This is a genomic window from Clostridium sp. UBA7339 (assembly GCF_002470865.1).
Classification (GTDB): domain Bacteria; phylum Bacillota; class Clostridia; order Clostridiales; family Clostridiaceae; genus Clostridium_J; species Clostridium_J sulfidigenes.
Genome location: NZ_DKPI01000014.1, coordinates 703,800 through 722,511, shown reverse-complemented (window position 1 = coordinate 722,511; position 18,712 = coordinate 703,800). Strand labels below are relative to the sequence as shown.

Annotated in this window: 19 protein-coding genes; 15 read left to right on the top strand and 4 right to left on the bottom strand. The window is 29.6% G+C overall.

Annotation, left to right across the window (positions count from 1 at the left end; translation table 11 throughout):
- Window positions 1-68: 68 nt before the first annotated feature.
- From B2S02_RS17615 to B2S02_RS17585, 7 genes are all read left to right on the top strand, one after another.
- Window positions 69-1,262 (top strand): murein hydrolase activator EnvC family protein, encoded by a 1,194-nt coding sequence (locus tag B2S02_RS17615; protein WP_346847727.1) that lies wholly within the window; start codon window positions 69-71, stop codon window positions 1,260-1,262.
- Between the two features lie 270 nt (window positions 1,263-1,532).
- Complete coding sequence (locus B2S02_RS17610) at window positions 1,533-2,396, top strand: ABC transporter ATP-binding protein (RefSeq protein ID WP_346847726.1); 864 nt, start codon at window positions 1,533-1,535, stop codon at window positions 2,394-2,396.
- Window positions 2,397-3,065 carry an ABC-2 transporter permease gene (locus B2S02_RS17605; protein ID WP_346921096.1) on the top strand — a complete coding sequence of 223 codons (669 nt, stop codon included), beginning with the start codon at window positions 2,397-2,399 and terminating at the stop codon, window positions 3,063-3,065.
- Between the two features lie 11 nt (window positions 3,066-3,076).
- Window positions 3,077-3,745 carry an ABC-2 transporter permease gene (locus B2S02_RS17600; RefSeq protein WP_346921095.1) on the top strand — a complete coding sequence of 223 codons (669 nt, stop codon included), beginning with the start codon at window positions 3,077-3,079 and terminating at the stop codon, window positions 3,743-3,745.
- A 45-nt stretch (window positions 3,746-3,790) separates the two neighbouring features.
- Complete coding sequence (locus B2S02_RS17595) at window positions 3,791-4,171, top strand: GntR family transcriptional regulator (protein WP_035132342.1); 381 nt, start codon at window positions 3,791-3,793, stop codon at window positions 4,169-4,171.
- Window positions 4,172-4,184: 13 nt separating this feature from the next.
- Window positions 4,185-5,033 (top strand): ABC transporter ATP-binding protein, encoded by an 849-nt coding sequence (locus B2S02_RS17590; RefSeq protein ID WP_346921094.1) that lies wholly within the window; start codon window positions 4,185-4,187, stop codon window positions 5,031-5,033.
- Window positions 5,034-5,282: 249 nt separating this feature from the next.
- Window positions 5,283-6,674, top strand: a complete 1,392-nt coding sequence (locus tag B2S02_RS17585) for an MATE family efflux transporter (RefSeq protein ID WP_346878145.1) — start codon at window positions 5,283-5,285, stop codon at window positions 6,672-6,674.
- A gap of 59 nt (window positions 6,675-6,733) precedes the next feature.
- Here the strand turns inward: B2S02_RS17585 and greA are convergent, their stop codons facing one another.
- Together greA and B2S02_RS17575 are read right to left on the bottom strand one after the other, a co-directional pair.
- Window positions 6,734-7,204 carry a transcription elongation factor GreA gene (gene greA / locus B2S02_RS17580; RefSeq protein ID WP_346847721.1) on the bottom strand — a complete coding sequence of 157 codons (471 nt, stop codon included), beginning with the start codon at window positions 7,202-7,204 and terminating at the stop codon, window positions 6,734-6,736.
- 239 nt (window positions 7,205-7,443) lie between these two features.
- A complete protein-coding gene (locus B2S02_RS17575; RefSeq protein ID WP_346847720.1) occupies window positions 7,444-8,553 on the bottom strand; it encodes a DUF3298 and DUF4163 domain-containing protein in 1,110 nt (369 codons plus the stop codon).
- A gap of 213 nt (window positions 8,554-8,766) precedes the next feature.
- Here B2S02_RS17575 and B2S02_RS17570 point away from each other — a divergent pair, with 213 nt between their 5' ends.
- The 5 genes from B2S02_RS17570 (at window position 8,767) to B2S02_RS17550 (ending at window position 13,030) form a co-directional block, all read left to right on the top strand.
- Window positions 8,767-8,895 carry a hypothetical protein gene (locus tag B2S02_RS17570; protein ID WP_278245237.1) on the top strand — a complete coding sequence of 43 codons (129 nt, stop codon included), beginning with the start codon at window positions 8,767-8,769 and terminating at the stop codon, window positions 8,893-8,895.
- A 162-nt stretch (window positions 8,896-9,057) separates the two neighbouring features.
- Window positions 9,058-9,738 (top strand): uracil-DNA glycosylase, encoded by a 681-nt coding sequence (locus tag B2S02_RS17565; protein ID WP_346847719.1) that lies wholly within the window; start codon window positions 9,058-9,060, stop codon window positions 9,736-9,738.
- A 116-nt stretch (window positions 9,739-9,854) separates the two neighbouring features.
- A complete protein-coding gene (locus B2S02_RS17560) occupies window positions 9,855-10,328 on the top strand; it encodes a C-GCAxxG-C-C family (seleno)protein (RefSeq protein WP_035132349.1) in 474 nt (157 codons plus the stop codon).
- A gap of 15 nt (window positions 10,329-10,343) precedes the next feature.
- Window positions 10,344-11,288, top strand: a complete 945-nt coding sequence (locus B2S02_RS17555) for a TDT family transporter (RefSeq protein WP_346921093.1) — start codon at window positions 10,344-10,346, stop codon at window positions 11,286-11,288.
- A 350-nt stretch (window positions 11,289-11,638) separates the two neighbouring features.
- Window positions 11,639-13,030, top strand: a complete 1,392-nt coding sequence (locus tag B2S02_RS17550; RefSeq protein WP_346847717.1) for an amino acid permease — start codon at window positions 11,639-11,641, stop codon at window positions 13,028-13,030.
- 103 nt (window positions 13,031-13,133) lie between these two features.
- Here B2S02_RS17550 and B2S02_RS17545 read toward each other — a convergent pair whose 3' ends face one another.
- A complete protein-coding gene (locus tag B2S02_RS17545; RefSeq protein WP_346921092.1) occupies window positions 13,134-14,906 on the bottom strand; it encodes a M3 family oligoendopeptidase in 1,773 nt (590 codons plus the stop codon).
- A 244-nt stretch (window positions 14,907-15,150) separates the two neighbouring features.
- Window positions 15,151-15,477 (bottom strand): CGGC domain-containing protein, encoded by a 327-nt coding sequence (locus tag B2S02_RS17540; RefSeq protein ID WP_346847715.1) that lies wholly within the window; start codon window positions 15,475-15,477, stop codon window positions 15,151-15,153.
- Window positions 15,478-15,723: 246 nt separating this feature from the next.
- On the opposite strand from B2S02_RS17540, the gene B2S02_RS17535 reads away from it, so the two are divergent.
- From B2S02_RS17535 to B2S02_RS17525, 3 genes are all read left to right on the top strand, one after another.
- On the top strand, window positions 15,724-16,767 hold the full coding sequence (locus B2S02_RS17535; RefSeq protein WP_346847714.1) for an ABC transporter substrate-binding protein: 1,044 nt from the start codon (window positions 15,724-15,726) through the stop codon (window positions 16,765-16,767).
- A gap of 262 nt (window positions 16,768-17,029) precedes the next feature.
- Window positions 17,030-17,797 (top strand): ABC transporter ATP-binding protein, encoded by a 768-nt coding sequence (locus tag B2S02_RS17530; protein ID WP_035135130.1) that lies wholly within the window; start codon window positions 17,030-17,032, stop codon window positions 17,795-17,797.
- Window positions 17,784-18,578, top strand: a complete 795-nt coding sequence (locus tag B2S02_RS17525; protein ID WP_414632899.1) for an ABC transporter permease — start codon at window positions 17,784-17,786, stop codon at window positions 18,576-18,578. Before B2S02_RS17530 ends, B2S02_RS17525 begins: the two co-directional genes overlap by 14 nt.
- Window positions 18,579-18,712 lie beyond the last annotated feature (134 nt).

Genomic DNA, 18,712 nt, shown 5'->3' with positions numbered 1-18,712 from the left:
ACATTGCTAGAATTAAAAATAGATATTGGTAAAAGTATGGAGAAAAGGTGCCATTAGGGGGGAAAACCATGAATAAAAAATTAAGATTCATAGCAGCGGTAGTTGTAAGCTGTAGTTTAATGTCATCAACAGTATTAGCAGATGACTTATCAGATGCAAAAAGTAAATCTAAAGAAATTGAAACGCAAATTGAAAGTAATAAGGCTAAAGTATCTGAGTTAGAAGAAAACAGAGATAATATATTAAGTGAAATTTCAGAGTTAGACAACAATATGGACAAGTTGTATAGTGAGGTAAATAATTTACAAGCTCAAATTTCACAGTCAACTAATAAAATAGAAGAGCTAGAAGAAAGATCTAGTGAACTTAAAAAAGAGTTAGAAGCCAATAAAAAGGTCATGGATAAAAGACTAAGAGTTTTATATAAAAACAATGGTACAAGCTACATAGAAATTCTACTTAGTGCCGAAGGTTTTTCAGATTTTTTTGAAAAGATAGATATAATTAATACCTTAATTTCTTTTGACAATGAAGAAATAAATAAATTTAAGGCAAATCAAGAAGAATTAGATAAAAATATAAAGGATTCCTCTGAAGAAAAGAAAACCTTAGAAAATGCAAAAGCTATAGTGGATGCAAATTTGGAAGAATTAAATGCTAAAAAAGATGAGAAGACAAAACTTATGGCAAAGGCAGAAAATGAATTAGGAACAGCTGAAAAGCTTCTAGCTCAAAATGAAGCAGAATCTGAAGAAATTTTAGCCAGTATAACAGCTATGGAAAAGGCTGCAAGTAGACCTTCTCGTGGAGGTTCAATTTCTCAATCAAACACTAAGCCTTCAAATAGTGGGTCATCTTCAAGTCAAGTATCCACTAATGGAATGTACTCAATAACAGGAACTAGATATGCTATTACATCTCCATTTGGAAATAGAACTAGTCCAGTAGGTAGAGGGCAAGAATTCCATAAAGGAATAGATATAGGTGCTCCATATGGTGCTCCGGTGTATTCTCTTAAGGCTGGAACTGTAACTTATGCAGGATGGATGGAAGGATACGGTAATGTTGTTGTGGTAAGTCATGGAGACATTAGTACATTATACGCTCATAACTCATCTTTATCAGTAAGTGTTGGACAAACAGTAGCAGGAGGACAACAGCTATCAAATGTTGGTTCTACTGGATGGTCAACAGGTCCTCATATACATTTTGAAGTTATTAAAAATGGAACTAATATAGATCCTGCACCATATTATTTTTAATTCAAATTTTTAGAATATAAGAAGTTTAACATATATGTAGATAAAAACATCTAAGCATTGGCAAGTCACTAATGCTCAGGTGTTTTTATTTTGGATTAAATTTAGTATTGACATAGTGTATATAAACAATATATACTGTTAGTATAAAGAAGCAATTTAGCTTAATTTTTTTATAAGTACTGTACATACTGAATATTAACAGCGTTAAACAGTAGTTATAGTAAACTTAATTTTAAATTAAAATTTATAAGAATTAATGGAGGTGTTACTTTGTCTAATAAAATAATAGAAATAAAAAATTTGACTAAAGAATATGAAGATTTTAAGTTGGATAATATTTCATTTAGTTTAGATAGAGGATATATTATGGGCTTTATAGGTGAAAATGGAGCAGGTAAAACAACTACTATAAAACTAATTATGAATTTACTAAAAAGAGATGAAGGTGAAATTCAAATCTTTGGTAAAGATAATATTGACAATGAAAGAGAGATAAAGGAGCGTATAGGATTTGTTTATGATGAATGTTTTTATTATGAAAATATCTCTATTAAAGATAATGAAAAAATAATCTCTGGTTTTTATAAAAGTTGGAATACTAAGGTATTTGAGAATTATTTAAGGAAATTTAACTTAAATAAAAAGCAAAAGGTAAAAGAATTATCTAAAGGAATGAAAATGAAATTTGCCATTGCTTTAGCATTAAGTCATAATGCAGAATTTTTAATACTAGATGAACCGGCTTCAGGACTAGATCCAGTTATGAGGCGTGATATTTTAGATGTATTTCAAGAGGTCATACAAGACGAAAATATAGGTATTTTAATTTCAAGTCATATAATTTCTGATTTAGAGAAGATATCAGATTATATAACTTACATCCAAAAGGGAAAGATAGTTTTCTCTAAAGCTACTAGTGAATTAATGGAGGAATATAAAATAATTAAAGGGGATAAGACTCTATTAAGTAAACTTGATGAAAAAGTTATATATGGATTGAGAGAAACACCATATGGTTTTGAAGGAATAATTAAAGATAAATACATTGAAAAAAGTATAAGGCAGAAAATTGTTAGTGAAAAGCCATCTTTAGAGGAAATTATGGTAGCTATGAATAAGGGGGTAAGAAAATAAATGTGGAAAATGGCCATGAGAGATTTAAGGGGAGTATTTAATCTATACAGCAACAAAAGTGGATTAATTATGATAGTAGTAGTTATATTGTTTGGAGTTGGGAATAAAGGAGCTGGCTTATTTAATTATTTTTTACTAATGGGTGGGGTAATTAGTATAGCCTTTACTGAAATGGAATCTAGAGATAAGATTCATATTAGTATACTTAGTAGTCCTTGTAAAAGAAGTGATTATGTATTAGGTAAGTTTCTGTTTTCTATTATATGGATAATCATAGTAACAGTAATAGGAGTGCTATTAAATAATCTAATTTATATGATATATCCAGCAGAGTATTTAAAATTGCCTCCATCTGTAATTAAAGGGACTGTTAGTTATATTCTTACATTTGTAGCTCTTTATTATTGTGTATATTTTTCATTAGGAATAAAGTTTGCAAAGATATTTTACTTTGTTATCTTCTTTGTTATAATGGCAGGAACTTTAACCATAGGTGAGTATCTTAAAGGAGAAGCATTACCTGGGTGGTTATCTAGCATAGAAAGACTTTTAGTGATATTTCAAAGTAATACTTTAGGAAGTAACATTATATTAAGTGCACTGGTATTAGGTATTTTAGCTTTAATTGCTACTATATCAGTGGTTATTTATGAAAAGAAAGATTTTTAGGAGGAGAATTTATGGGAGCTCTTTTAAAAAAGGATTTTATAACTAGTCGATATATTTATACTATTTCTCTTTTAGTTGTAGGAATAGCATTATGTTTTGCTTCTATGTATAACTTTGAAGCTACACTTTTGATTTATTTATTGGGAACCTTCATAGTACCGTTAATAGCAAATAAATTTACAGCTACAGATGAAATGAGAAGAAACTATGATGTAATTATTAATAGCTTTCCGGTAAGAAGAGTTGATGTAGTGATAAGTAAATTTATTTATTATTTCATAATTTATGTTTTATGTTCATCTATACTTATGTCAATAGTATTATTAGTTGGAAACTTTAATCAAGAAAATTTATGTATAATTTATATTATCCAATCTTTATCCTTTATATATTACTGTTTAATAATTGGGGTTACGAATTTTATATACTATAGATATGATTATAGTGTTGCTGCAAAATACTCCGCAATCATTATTATTGCAGTTATAAATGTGCCTATAATTATTTTGAAGCTTATTGATAAGATACGCCCTAATATTTTCAAAGGAATTAGCAAGTATTTATTAGTAAGTACAATTCCTAAAGTGTATTTAGCTATAGGTATTATTCTAATAGGAATTATAATATATTTTTTCTTTATAGTATTGTCTATAATTGGATATAGAAAGAGAGATTTATAGGTAGATAAAAATTTTCAGAATACATTTAAACTTGGAGGAATTTCAATGAATATAATAATAAACAACTCTTCGGGAGAACCCATATATTCTCAGATAGAAAAACAAATAAAGGACGATATTTTAACAAATAAGTTAGAGCCTAATGAGCCATTGCCATCTATACGAGGGCTTGCTAAAGATCTGAGAATTAGTGTAATTACAACTAAGAGAGCTTATGATGAGCTAGAACGGGAAGGCTTTATATACACAGTTCCAGGGAAGGGATCTTTTGTAAATGTTCAAGATAAGGAACTTTTAAAAGAATCTATTATGAGAAATATGGAAGACTATCTAATTAAGGCAATAGAGGAAGGTTCTAAAGCTGGAATATCAGTAGAAGAAATCATAGAAAGTTTAAGAGTACTTGCTGAAGAATATAACCTATAGTAGGAGGAATATGATGGATAATATATTGTATGTGGATAATTTATGTAAAAAATACAAAAACCTTAAGTTAAATAATGTTTCTTTACAGTTGCCTAAGGGATTTATTATGGGGTTAATTGGTGAAAATGGGGCAGGTAAAACTACGTTAATAAAACTTATAATGAATTTAGTAAAGAAGGACAGTGGAGATATAAAGATATTTGATAAAGATAACGTTAAATTTGAAAGGGAAATAAAAGATAGAATAGGTTTTGTTTATGATGAAGTTTGCTACTACGACCATATGTCTTTAAAAGAAAATGGCAACATGGTTTCTATGTTATATAGTAAGTGGGATAAGGATAAATTTAATTATTATTTAAATAAGTTTGAGCTTAATAAGGATAAAAAACTAAAAGAATTATCTAAGGGTATGAGAATGAAATTTTCATTATGTATAGCCCTTAGCCATGGAGCAGAGTTTATAATAATGGATGAACCTACTGTGGGATTAGACCCAGTGGTTAGATCGGAAGTGTTAGAAGAACTTCAAAGTTTAATGGAAAATGAAAATATGGGGGTATTAATATCTACTCATATAACTTCAGACCTTGAAAGAATAGCAGATTATATTACTTTTATAAAGGATGGAAGTATTGTATTCTCAAAACCAAAGGATGAAATAATGGAAGCCTACAAAATTATTAAAGGGGACTGCAATATACTTACAAAGGAAGTTGAGAAACACTTTGAAGGCATAAGTAAAAATAGATTTGGTTTCGAAGGGTTGACATCACAAGTCGATAAAGTAAGAGAAATTTTAGGAGATAATATTGTAGTAGATAGGGCTACCATAGAGGATATTATGATTTTAAAAAAGTAAATTGAATATATGTAAGTTAAATATGTTATTTACCATGGTTTATGTATAATAAATTAATTAGTTATACATAAACCATGGTATTTTTGTTATATCAAATATAATTAGGGAAAATTGAAATAATAAAATAATTTCAAGAAAAATTCATGTTAAAATTATGTAGACATTCTTCGTAGTACGAAGTAAAATATTTATTGAGGTGTTGTAGAAATATTAATAGCATAAAATTTTATAGTGGTGGGGATTGATATTATGGAGAAAAGAATAGACTTAACAGAAGGGTCTATAAGTGGAAAGCTAGTTCAATTAGCTCTTCCTATTATGGCAACTTCATTTATTCAAATGGCATACAATCTAACAGACATGCTTTGGGTTGGAAGAATAGGAAGTACAGCAGTAGCAGCAGTAGGAACAGCAGGTTTTTTTAGTAACTTAGCTGCAGCTCTTACCATGATAGCTAAGGTAGGTGCAGAGGTAAAAGTATCCCAAAGCTTGGGACGTAAAGATGAAAAAGCTACAAGGAATTATATTGTTAGTGCCCTACAAATTAATATAGTATTATCTTTAATCATGGGAGTAATAATACTATTATTTAGAAGTAAGTTTTTAGCATTTTTCCAGTTAGAAAATGTGAAAGTTATATCTATGGCAGAAACTTATCTAGCTACAATAGCTATGGGGATGGTTATAACAAATTTAATACCAGTACTAACAGCAATATTTAATGGAGCAGGTAACAGTAAGACACCCTTTATTATTAACACTGTTGGTTTAGTAGTTAATATAGTATTTGACCCAATTTTAATTTATGGTATGGGACCTATTCCAAAGATGGGAGTCTTAGGAGCGGCCTTAGCAACAATAGGGTCACAAAGTATAGTTGTAACTTGTTTCTTAATATCTATTTTAAAGAGTAAAGAAAAATATTTAAAATTTACTCTATTAAAGAAACCTGATTTTAGAGCTATAAAAACTATATGTAAACTTGGAATTCCTTCTGGAGTTCAAAGCGGATTATTTACTACTTTTTCTATTTTAATAGCAAGGGTAATAGCTGGATCTGGTGAAGTCGCTATAGCAGTACAAAAAGTAGGAGTTCAAATTGAAGCAATAACTTGGATGACTGCAGGTGGATTTTCAACAGCCCTTAGTTCTTTTGTAGGACAAAATTATGGAGCTAAAAAACATGATAGAATTAAGGAAGGCTATAAAGCTACTATTTTAATAGCAGGAGTAGTTGGAATTTTAGCCACTCTAGTATTAATAATAGGAGGAAAAGGAATTTTTTCAGTATTCATAAAAGAAAAAGAAGCTATAAGGTTAGGTACAGATTATTTAAGAATCCTTGGATATTCTCAATTGTTTATGTGTATTGAAATTACAACAGTAGGAATGTTCAATGGTTTAGGACGAACATATATACCTGCAGCTGTAAGCATTATACTGACAGGACTTAGAGTTCCAGCATCTATGATATTATCATCACCAAACCTTTTAGGCATAGATGGAGTTTGGTGGAGCATTAGTATGAGTAGTGTTCTTAAAGGAATAACTATTGTGATGATTCTATATTACATGACTAAGAAGAAGAATTTATTACTCGATAATACATCAGAAAAAAATATATCTGTAGAAGTGATTTAATATAAAGTAGAAGGCTGTGTCAAAATGAGATTTAGATTATTTTGACATAGCCACTTTTATTATTTTATCATTTCGAGCTTTTCTATGACTACACTATAAGAGCCATCTGGAGATGTAACTTCTGCTTTTTCACCTAAATTTCTTTTGTATAACGCTTTTCCTAAAGGACACTCTATGCTAATTTTATTATTAAGAGGATCTGCTTCAACAGTGGTTACCATGGTGAAATCTTCTTCCTCATCATCATCTAGAAATCTTAGGGTTACAATTTTTCCAACACCAACCTGATTTTCTGATATGTCATCATTTATTATTTTTGCCGTTTTAATCATTTTTTCTAGATATCCCATACGTCTATTATTATCAGCTCTATTCTTTTTAGCTGCTTTGTACTCAAAATTTTCGCTTAAGTCTCCATGAGCTCTAGCTTCTTTTAATTCTTCATTTATCTGAAATCTAACTACATTTTTTCTATGTTCGAGTTCATCTTTTAGAATTTGAACTGATTTTTCAGTGAGATAGTTATACATAATTTAAAACCTACCTTCTAAACTAAATTATATTTATATAATACTATTATACAGCTAAAGATATTAATACAATATACTCTTTTAAATAATATGACTTAGTTAAAGGCTCTGTTGAAAATTACAGTGATAGAACATATAAAATCTAAGAATAAATTAAGAAAAGGACTTATTTAAAATTACTTTAAAATAAGTCCTACTTTATAATTAATTTATTAAGTGTTAAATATTATAGTTATTCGTTAACGGAACTGAGTTTGAATAAGTCGAACTAGTGGACTTTCTGGATATAAAATATTGGAAAGTTCATTATAAAGAATAGTAATTCTAAATAATCCACTAGAGGCTGGTGTAAATTCATCAACTTGATAATATAATACTAAGCCTTCAGGAGTTAAATAGAATTTTTGGGTATCTGTAACTCCGGTATATGGTGTAGTGAAATTTATATTCATTTCATTAGCCTTTTGTGTAGCTATATCACTAACAATTTGAGTATAGTTCATGCTATTATTAAATAAATTACCAAAGTCATAGACCTCTCCAGTATTAACATCCATAGTTAAAGAAGTAAATAAAGTACTGCCAGCTGGATTATCTTCAGTTTCTGTGTACAAAGACATTACTATACTTAATAGACCATCAGAATTTAGCGGAACTTCATAAGCACTTTCTACTGTTGTAAAGTTCACTTTATCAGGAACTAAAACTTCATTAAGCCATAAAGAATTCAATGAATCAATAATTTCTTGATTCACTATACTAGCAGTATCTCCATTTTCAGCATTTTCAATAAATGGATATTCAAGTTTGAATTGTGAAGGTGATAATACTTGAGTTTCTAAGGTAGGTGTAAGATTATCTTCTGGTGGGGTATAACGTCTACCAAAGCATTCAAAGTAATCTATTCTGTTTAAGCTTATACCAAAGTAAACCCATCTCCAGCCAGTCCATCTAAATCCATAGGCAGTTCGTCTATCGACATTAATAAGCCATGCCCAAAAAGAATTTCCATTACGAAGCCATATATATACAAATTGGAATCTACAAGGTCTTATAGATCCAGGGGATACAGCTTTAGTCTGTGGTCCTGAAGAAAATGATTTCTTAGGCGTCATATTTGGGGGAGGTCCTGGAGGTCCTCCTGATTGTGGACCTGAAGGTGAACCAGGTTGTGATACTGGGGGTCTTGGTGGTTGATTCCATGGTGGTGCTGATGGGCCAGGACCTCCTGGGAAAAATGGAGGTACTATCCTTTCATCAAAACACTCATTACAACTTTCTTCGTCATCTAAGTATCTATTAGTATAATAATTTTGTGAGTTTATATCATAGGGTTTCCTAATGAACATAACATGCTCCTTAATAGTATTACAATATCATAATATACAATTTAAATTGGAATGTGAGTTTAAAAAAGTTTTTTTATAAATACATAAAAAAATTTTTTCATGACATACTATTATCATACCAATAAAATCATTATTTGTTTTGTAGTAAGTTTTCATGCCTGTGAATGTTTAAGTGAATTTCATAGAAACGAGAATTTGAAGGAGGAATAGCTTATGAAGAATGTTTATCAATCTACACATATAGCTACTAGCCCCAAAACAAAGCAGCAACTAAGGAAATTTAAAGAGGAATTTTCTGAAGAGTTATCATGGGATAAAGAACGGGGGAAGTACCGGAAATAATATCATGATAGTGTAATGATTTTATTGTTATAATAAATGGTGAAAGCCTTTCTGCACAGTAGCAGAAGGGCTTTCTTTTATAAGAGTTATTGACATAAAAGTTTTTATAAGTAATTATATAAATATAATTGTATAAGTAATGGATGGAAAGGATGATTAGTAATGGTAAATATAGGAAACTATTGGGATGAAAAGCTAAAAGGAGAATTTGATAAGCCTTATTACATAAAATTAAGACAATTTTTGATTAGTGAATATAAAACTGGAAATGTATTCCCAGATATGAATAATATTTTTAATGCCCTTAAATTTACATCTTACGAGGATGTTAAGGTGGTAATATTGGGGCAAGATCCATATCATGGAGCTGGTCAGGCACATGGATTATCTTTTTCAGTTCAACCTGGAGTTAGAATTCCACCATCTCTTTTAAATATGTATAAGGAATTAAAAAGTGATTTAGAGTGCTATATTCCTAATAATGGTTACTTAGTTCCTTGGGCAAAACAAGGAGTATTACTTTTGAATGCTGTACTTACAGTAAGAGAAGGTGAGGCCAATTCACACAAAAATAAGGGCTGGGAATGTTTTACTGATAGAATAATAACATTATTAAATGAAAGAGAGAAGCCTATAGTATTTTTATTATGGGGAAATAATGCAAAGGAAAAGATGAAGTTTATTACAAATCCTAATCACTATATTTTAACTTCAGTACATCCTAGTCCTTTATCTGCAACTAGAGGGTTTATGGGATGTAAGCATTTCTCAAAGACTAATGATATATTAAAATCTTTGGAACAAAAAGAAATTGATTGGCAAATACCTAATATTAATTCATAGTATATTTGAAATTCAAATAGATAAAATATAACTATTTAATATTATAATTATTAAAGTTTATTTATTAGCAAATAGTTATAATGAAGATGAATTAAATATGAAAGAGGGTATATGTAATGATTGAAAAAATTAGTGTGAAAAAGGTTAGAGAAGTTGCAGAAGAACATTTCAGAAAAGGTGAGTTTTATTGTTCAGAAGCAATAGTTGCATCTATTAAAAGTAACTTTGAAGTAGACATGCCAGATGAAATGATTGCCATGGCTTCTGGATTTCCAGTAGGTATTGGAAAATCAAAATGTACATGTGGAGCTGTTACAGGAGCTGTTTTATGTCTTGGATACTTTTTTGGAAGAACTAAAGGAAGTAATCCTCAAGATCCCAAGAGTGTTAAAGCTTTACAGTTAGCCTATGAATTACAAGATAGTTTTAGACAAAAGCATAAATGTTTATGTTGCAGTGTTCAAACTAAAGGTATGGATATGGCATCTGGTGAGCATAAAGCACAATGCATAAGATTTACTGGAGAAATGGCAGAAAAGGCTGCAGAAATTATTGTAAGAGAATTAAATATTGAAAATATTGATGAATAGTTGAGGAAAATGAATATGAATTATATAAAAAAAATACCATTGCCAATGGCAGCTGTAATGCTAGCATTAGCTTCATTAGGAAATTTATTATCATCATACAATATAATATTTAAAAATATCCTTGGAGTGATATCTGCAATAATATTAATACTTCTTACAATAAAGATTATAACTTGCTGGAAAGATGTAAAAGAAGAAATAAAACATCCCGTTATTGCAGCAGTTATACCTACCTACTCCATGGGGGTTATGCTTTTATCTGCATATTTAAAGGAAATATCTTTCTCATCTGGATTTATTCTATGGTGGGTGGGGGTACTAATACATATAGGCCTAATAATATTTTATTCTAAAAACTTTATATTAAAATTTGATATTAAGAAGATGTTTCCAAGTACATTCATTGTTTATGTGGGAATAGGTGTAGGTGGAATAACTGCACCAGCATTTAAATTAGCTCAACTAGGACAAGCTTTTTTCTGGATTGCCTTTATTTCACTTATTATATTAATTCCTGTTTTAGGTTATAGAACCCTTATAGTAAAGGGAATACCAGAACCAGCCTTTCCAACCACAGTAATATTTGCAGCGCCAGCTGCACTTACACTTGCTGCATATTTAAATTCTTTTTCAGAAAAGAATATTAATATGGTCATGTTTTTAGCAGTATTGGTAATGGTATTATATATATGTGGAATAGTGTATCTTGTACAGGGGTTAAGACTTAAATTTTATCCCAGTTATGCTGCATTTACATTCCCTATGGTAATAAGTGCAATTGCAATGAAGGGTACTAATGGATTTTTGATGAAAGCTGGAAAAGAAATTTCTTGGCTAAAATATGTAGTTAAATTTCAAGAGGTAATTGCAACTGTTATAGTATTATATGTGTTTATAAGATTTTTAATGTTTATCCTAAAAAGGGATACAGTTAAAGTAAATACTACAATATCAAGATAATTTAAATATTAATTTTAAATAAACTCTATGAAGAAGATTTTTTCATAGAGTTTTGTTCCTTATTGATGAAAATTAATGATGGACTTTATGAAGAATTTTATATAGAAAGTAGAAAATATATTATGGATAAAAATTGATTTAATATAATATTGTTCATAATAAACATTAAACATACAACTTATATATAAATATCGATAAAAATCCTTTTAAAATATTAAAATTTATTTAAAAATAGGTTGATTTTTGTAATCGATTAAATTAAACTAGATAATTGAGTGGAAATTTAATGTCTAAGGTTTCTAGAAGTAAATTAACTACTTTTAAAAGAAATCAATTATAGGGGGAAAAAAATGGCTAAAAAAGACGGAATACAAACTGATGCTTCACTAAAGAGAGATCTTGGACTAGCTGCAGCTACAGCTATCGTAGTTGGGAATGTAATAGGTTCAGGAATTTTTATGTCACCGGCAAGTTTCGCAAGAGTAACAAACCCAAAAGTAGCTATACTAGCATGGGTTTTAACTTCAATAGGATCATTACTTATTGCTTTAAGCTTTGCTAATTTAGGATCAAAAATGCCTAAAACTGGAGGTCCTATTGTTTATACAAGAGCTGCCTTTGGTGATTTTGCAGGTTTTCTAATTGCATGGTCCTTTTGGATAGGTGCATGGGTAGGAAATGCAGCTATAATTACAGCATTTATGAGTTATTTTACATACTTTGTTCCAGCTGCAAACAATCCACTAGCAGCATTCTTGATATCTTCTGCAGTGGTATGGATATTTACATTAATAAATATATATGGTGTAAAATATGTTGGAAAAATAGGAGTTATATCAACAGTATTAAAAATTGCAGTACTTGTAGTATTTATTGTAATTGCTGCACTAAATTTTGATCCAAGCTATATGAAGACTGTATCTAGTCCAGAAGTAAGCGGAATGGGAACATTACCATCAGCTATAGCTATAGCACTATGGGCTTTTGTAGGATTAGAAAGTGCTACAGTAGCAGGTGGAGAGATAAAAAATCCAGAGAAAAATATTAAAAAAAGTACTATATATGGAATAGTAATAGTGTCTGCCATATATATAGTAATGAGTGTTGTTTCTATGGGTGCTATGGATCAAGCAGCTCTTGCAAATTCAGATGCACCGCTAGCAGATATTATAAATAAAGCTACAGGAGCTTCATGGGGGGGGACTTTCATAGCAGCTGGTGCACTAATTTCTACTTTAGGAGCAACTTCTGGATGGTTATTAACAACAGCTAGAAGTGCTGTTGGAGCAGCTGAAGATGGATTATTCCCAGCAATATTTAAACGTATAAATCCTAAATTTAATACTCCTGTGGCATCTCTTGTTATAGGAAGTATATGCATGAATTTACTTTTAATAATGAACTATGTAGGGTCTCTTAGAAGTGCCTTTGACTTTATGATATTACTAGCTACATTATCTTTCTTACCAGCATACACATTCTCAGCAGCTGCTGAAATAGTATTACTATGTAAGAAATCAAAAGATTTTAGCTTTATAAACTTCTTAAAGAGTTCATTCTTCTCATTACTTGCATTTGCTTATTCTATATATGCTATATATGGAACAGGAGCTGATGTAGTAATGTATGGATTTATATTAATGCTTGTAGGAATACCAATATATGTTTACATGATGCTTCAGAAAAATAAAGAAGATAAGAATATAGATAAAATAAGAGAAGCTGCAGGCTTAGAGAAATAGTATAGAGTTTACTAATTTACTAAGTATGCAAAATAATAACAGTCTGATTAAAATAATTTAAATCAGACTGTTTTCTTAAATTTCTAATATAATCTTAAGTACTTTAACTATTATATTTTAAGAATAGATTAATGTCTTCTTCTATCATTTTTAGAGAAGTTATCCAAAAGTCTTTAGAAGAGATATCAATATTCATTATTTTAGCTATATCGCTTAAAGAATTTTTCCCTGTTGCTGAAAGAAGGGTTTTATATTGTTCTGGGAAGGAATCGCCCCTCTTTAAGTATTCTGCATAAAGACCTTTTGCAAATAATTGACCAAAGGCATAAGGGAAGTTATAGAAATTATTTTCAGCATAATAGTAATGAGTTTTACAAGCCCACATGTATGGATGAAGGAAGTTAGAATCAAGGCCATCACCATAAGCTTCTTTTTGGGCATTAATCATTATTTCATTTAAATCTTTTACACTAAGAGATCTTTCTTTTCTTATTTTAAATAATTCACTCTCAAACAGAAACCTACTATAAATATCAACTATAACTTGAGTACAGTCACTAATTTCAGTTTCTAAGATAGAGAAAGCCTCATCTTTAGTAGCAGTTTTAATAGCTGCTTTTTTTACTATAGTCTCACAGAAGTTAGAAGCTGTTTCTGCTATTGGCATAGGATAATGTGCATTTAATATACTTTCATTGTTAAGGCAATATCCATGATACCCATGACCAAGCTCATGGGAAAGGGTAACTACATCACTAAAGGCATTACCATAGTTTAATAACACCCTACTCTCACCTACATGAGGAAGTCTAGAGCAAAATGCACCTCCTACCTTTCCTGCTTTAGGTAAAACATCTATCCATGATTTTTCCATGGCATTTTTAGCGAAATCTGCTAAGTCATCACTAAAGGTTCTAAAATTATCAATTACACACTTACATCCATCTTCATAGGTGTAAGTCATATCAGCATTACCCATAGGCGCAAATAAATCATAAAATGGTAGACCATTTTTATGGCCTAAAAGTTCGCCTTTTCTTTTGAGATACTTTCTAAATATAGGAAGATATTCTTTAATAGCATCGAGCATTGAGTCTAAAATTTTTCTATCCATCCTTGAATTAAAAAGAGTTTTATCTAGTGGAGAAGAAAACCCTCTTATATCACAAAGTGTTATAACTTCGCCCTTTATTCCATTAATAGCAGCAGCCATACCATCATGAATTTTTTCATAAGCCTTAATTTCAGCCTCATAAGCTTTTCTTCTAATAGTTGAGTCAGCCTCATAAGCCATGTTTCTAATCATAGATAAGGGTAGTTGTCTATTTTCTCCATGTAGTTCTATATCAACCATAAGGCCAGAGGTTAGCACATTTTTAAGTTTGCACCAAGCGTCTGATCCAGTATTTTTCATTTTTGCTATTATAGCTTCTTCTTTATCACTTAGCATATATTTTGCATTTTCTGCTTTTTCTTTAAGGAAAAAATTATGGTCACTAAGTAATCTAGAACCTTGAATTATTTTATCTAAATCTTTAAGATTACCAATCCATTTTGTAATTTTAGCTTCGCTTTCAGCTAGATTACTAATTTTAGAAGAAAGAATATCATCATATTTTAAAGCAGTTGAATTTTTGGTATCTACACTAAGAGTTAAGTGAACCATACTACCTAATTTTCTTGCTAGAGTTTTTAATTCTATATTCATAGATATGAAATTTTCTAACAACTTATCAGGTGAATCTGTACTATCAATAATGTTATTAGTAGTAGTTATGAAGTTTTCTATAAGTTCATCTAGATTATTCAAATCCTCTTTAAATTCATTGCATTCAAAGGAAGAATAAAGCTCTTTAAGACTCCAATTAAGTTCCAAATTTATCATCTCCTTGTATATTTTAATTATATTATAACATAAAAATACAATATATATAATTTTATAAATAAATGTAACTATATAGATAATAAGATGAATTGGAGCTATTACTAACAATTAGGTGATAAAATATATGATAAAAATATAGAAGTGACCAATTGAACTTTTATCTATTAGTCACTTTTTAATATAATTATTAATATTAGATTTTAATTGATTTCTTTAAATTATATAATAAATCTAATTATTTATGAGTTCCATGAATTACATTAAATCCATGATTCTTTAAAAGCTTTTCATGCTTATTATAATTATCACACTCAACATCTATACAAAGAGCTATATGAATGGTATCGACTTTTTTTCTTTTAAGTTGCTCTATTTTATGATTCCAATCTTCTTGATCTGATATAGTTGTATCACAACCACTACAATAGAAGAAGCTTGATAATATAGGTTTTGAATTTTCATACTTTCGAAAGGTATCAGTTAAATTGTTATAGGCATCAAAACATCCAGTTCCAGCACATTGACCGACTAACTTTCTACATGCCATTATTGCTATAGACATAGAAATCCTCCTTATATTTTAAAATGAATAGAATATATAAATTCAGTAATGCTACACAAGGATACTAACATGGGCTATGATACATGTCAAATGGCACAGTATTTTTAGGTTATACAATTATACTTTTTCAATATTAATAATTGTTAGTTATAAACTTTAGTTAGCAAAAATCATTATTCTACATATTATAGAGTATGAGAAGTGAAGTGTTAAACTGTATTACTAATATTATTCTAGGAGGAAATTATGAGAAAGAAAACTATTAAGTTATTAAGTGCTTTAATTTGTGCATTTATATGTGTTGGCTTATTTACAGGATGTAATAAAAATAAGACATCAGACAAAGAAAATCAAGGAAATAAAGATAAAATAACAACTATACGACTTAATGAAGTAACTAGATCCATTTTTTATGCACCAATGTATGCAGCAATTAGTGAGGGATTCTTTGAAGAAGAAGGAATTGAGATTGAACTTTCCACAGGCCAAGGTGCAGATAAAACTATGCAACAACTTATTAGTGGAAGTGTTAATATTGGATTCTCAGGACCAGAGCAAGTAATGTATATTTATAATCAAGGTAGAGAAGATTATCCAGTAGTATTTGCCCAGTTAACTCAAAAGGACGGATCATTTTTAGTATCTAGAGAAAAACATAGTGAGTTTTCATGGCAAGACATTAAAGGGAAGACAGTTATAGGAGGAAGACCGGGTGGAGTACCTGAAATGGCTCTTGAGTATGTATTAAAAAATGAAAATATCGACAAAGAAAAGGACTTAAATTTAGTTACTAATATAGCATTTGACGCAGTTCCAGGAGCATTTAAAGGCGGTACTGGAGACTATGCTGCAATATTTGAACCAACTGCTAGTGTAATAGCAAATGAAATAAATGGATCTGTAGTAGCATCTATTGGAGAAAGCGCTGGAAACCTTCCATATACATGTTTTTATACTGTTCAATCTTATATTAATGAGAATGAAGACTTGTTAGTAAGATTTGTTAAGGCTATTCAAAAGGGGCAGGAGTGGGTAATGTCTAATGAGGATGCTACAGTTGCCAATTCTATAAAAGATTTCTTTCCAGGAACAGATGAAGAAGTAATAGCAACAGTTGTGAGGAATTATAAAAAAATAGAGGCTTACGCTAAAACTCCAACGGTAAGTGAAGAGGATATGAATAGATTAATGGATATTATAGAATCCTACGACTCTGAACTTTTAACTAAAAGACCACCATTTAAAGATATAGTTAATAATTCAATTAGTGAAAAGGCTATGAAGAAATAAAGAAAAAATGATTTTTTAAAATCATTAAAATCTATAAATTATATATACAAATAAATAATTTTAAAGGAACATGTCTTTAGGATTTTAAAGGCATATTCCTTTTATTTATATATGGTATAAGTTTTATTATCAACATTTATTATAACCTCATATATTAGTACTATAAAATATTAAAGAACTTTAAAGCTAAGGATTATAAGTAATAATAGAAAAGAAATTAGAAAACTAAGAAGATAAAAAATAAAGATATGGAGATGGAGATATGAATAGAATAGAGATAAAGAATGTTTACATGAATTATCATACACTATCTGCAGAGACTGTTGCTTTAAAAGATATTAACTTCACAGTAGACGGTGGAGAGTTCGTAAGTATAGTTGGACCTTCAGGATGCGGAAAATCCACACTTTTAAATATAGTATCTGGGCTTATTGAAGCTTCATCAGGAGATATATTAGTTGATGGACGTGTTCAAGAAGGGTACTCAGATAAAATTGGATACATGTTTCAAAAGGATCAACTTTTTGAGTGGTTAACGGTATTGCAGAATGTAAGTATAGGATTAAAAATTAAAAAAATGATGAATGATGATGCAAAAATAAAATTAGAGAAATTATTAAAAAACTATAATCTATGGGAGTTTAAGGACCATTATCCAAGACAGTTATCAGGCGGCATGAGGCAAAGAGTTGCTTTAATTAGAACCTTAGCTTTAGACCCAGAAGTTTTACTTTTAGACGAACCATTTTCAGCCCTAGATTATCAAACTAGACTCAATGTCAGTGATGAAATATACGAAATAATTAAAAATGAAGGTAAAACAGCCATTATGGTCACCCATGACATTTCAGAGGCTGTGTCTATGTCATCTAGGGTAATAGTGCTATCAAAAAGACCAGCAGTAATAAAGAAAATTATAAAGATAGAATTTGATGGAGAAAATCTAACTCCTTTAAAGTGTCGTGAACACAGTAAGTTTAGAGTATATTTTAATGATATATGGAAGGAGATGGATTATGATGATAAGTAAGGAACATGAAGAATATTTAAAGAAGGTAAAAAGAAACAGAAGAAAGATTATTTTTACTAGAATACTTATATTAGTTGCATTTTTTCTTCTTTGGGAAGTATTAGGCAATTTAAAGATTATTGACCCGTTTTTAACTAGTACACCATTAAGAATGTTTAAGAGTTTTATAAAGTTGTATAATGAGGGAGCTTTAATTAATCATATAACAATAACTTGTTTTGAAACTATAATTGGATTTACTTTAGGAACCTTTTTAGGGACTATAATTGCAATAATGTTGTGGTGGTCAGACTTTCTTTCAAATGTTTTAGATCCATATATTGTAGTCCTAAATGCACTTCCTAAAGTAGCTTTAGGACCTATAATAATATTCTGGGCAGGGAATGGAATGAAGGCAATTATAATCATGGCATTGTTAATTTCTATAATTTCTACAATAATAAGTATACTTTCAGGCTTTAGAGAAGTAGAAGAAGATAAAATAAAACTCTTAAAGACCTTTGGTGCGTCAAAGTTTAAAATTTTAACTAACTTAATCATTCCTGCTACGACACCAACTTTTATATCTGCACTAAAGATTAGTGTAGGACTTTCTTGGGTAGGAGTTATAATGGGAGAATTTTTAGTAGCAAAAAAAGGACTTGGTTTCTTAATAGTATATGGAGGACAAGTAGCACAATTAGATATGGTAATGATGAGTGTAGTTATTCTTTCAATAATTGCTTATTTAATGTATGAAGTAGTTCACTATTTTGAAAGAAAATATGCCACAAAGTTATAAAATAAAAAACAATCCATTACATTTATCAGATTTTAATAAGTGTAGTGGATTTATTATATTAATATAAGATGCTAGAGTATAATAAATGTTTATATTAATAATAGAAATAGTACAAGATTATGATATAATTAAGC